At 45.9% G+C, this 486-nt stretch carries 1 pseudogene; it reads left to right on the forward strand.

The window, feature by feature from the left end:
• Nucleotides 1-154: 154 nt before the first annotated feature.
• Nucleotides 155-486 (forward strand): annotated as a pseudogene (locus BHE18_RS20940) (PucR family transcriptional regulator); the annotation flags it as partial.

Genomic DNA, 486 nt, shown 5'->3' on the forward strand with positions numbered 1-486 from the left:
TTTTTGTGGTCTGGAGTGATCTAAGTGTGCTGGAGGTTGAGAGATCTGGTTGTGTGTTTGGTTGACTAGTGTGGTAGCGGAGGGTGTTGACGGGGTTTGATCGTGTTTGGACTGTACTGATGTTATGCTTGATCTTTGTGTTTAGGTGGTATGTTTGGTTTTTTTTTTCTATGATCTGGAGCTTTCCTATATTAGCCTGGCAGGCAGCCCAGAGAATTTCCGGGAATTGTTCGAACGCAAGAAAAATGGGTACAGCTCGTTTACAGAGTGGTCGAAAAGCATGGTTGCTTATATCGAAGAAGAAGTCCATTACGCAGCGCATGCCATGAAACGTGCGGTGATCACCGGTTATGCCGACGGGTATTTGATCATTTTCTTAGAAAAGCCGCTTGAAAGCGGGCAGGAAAACCAAATTAACTTCCTGGATTTGATCGAACGGCGGCTCGGAAATTTGTTGCCTGAAGTTGTCTTGTCCTGGGGTATCGG

Source organism: Rossellomorea aquimaris (genome assembly GCF_001877785.1).
Classification (GTDB): domain Bacteria; phylum Bacillota; class Bacilli; order Bacillales; family Bacillaceae_B; genus Rossellomorea; species Rossellomorea aquimaris_A.